Origin of the sequence: Sulfitobacter sp. HI0129 (assembly GCF_001635395.1) — a bacterium.
Lineage (GTDB): Bacteria > Pseudomonadota > Alphaproteobacteria > Rhodobacterales > Rhodobacteraceae > Sulfitobacter.
The window spans coordinates 1-371 of the sequence record NZ_LWGH01000033.1 but is presented as its reverse complement, the minus strand read 5'-3'; the positions used below and the strand labels follow the sequence as shown (position 1 = coordinate 371).

At 60.9% G+C, this 371-nt stretch carries 1 protein-coding gene; it reads left to right on the top strand.

Annotated features, from left to right (window positions below):
- Positions 1-371, top strand: a 371-nt coding sequence (locus A3764_RS00375; protein WP_443069357.1) for a DUF6927 domain-containing protein, incomplete at both ends; no start/stop codon positions are given.

Genomic DNA, 371 nt, shown 5'->3' with positions numbered 1-371 from the left:
GCTGTGCACCTTCGAGGGCGAAAGGCGCAAGACGGAACTGGTCAAAGCCTGCAAGGTGGGTTCGACGTGGTACGCGGCGGCAAAGGTCACAAATATCGACGGCACCCCTGTCGAAGACACGACCTATGTCACCGATGCGGATGGCTCCATCACTTTCGCCGCCGTATTCCTTACCCGATATGATGACGGCTGCTGGGGCTACAAGGACATGGAGGAAAGCGCGGGACCGGTCGAATCCCGCGCGCCACTGAGCCTATTGGCCCTGCTGTCCGAGCTGAAAGACCCAGACAGCTATGCTCATGCCTGGCGCCAGCGCTGCCAGGACTGGGCTGCGATCCCGGACTACGAGGAAGGCGACAAGATCAAGCTCG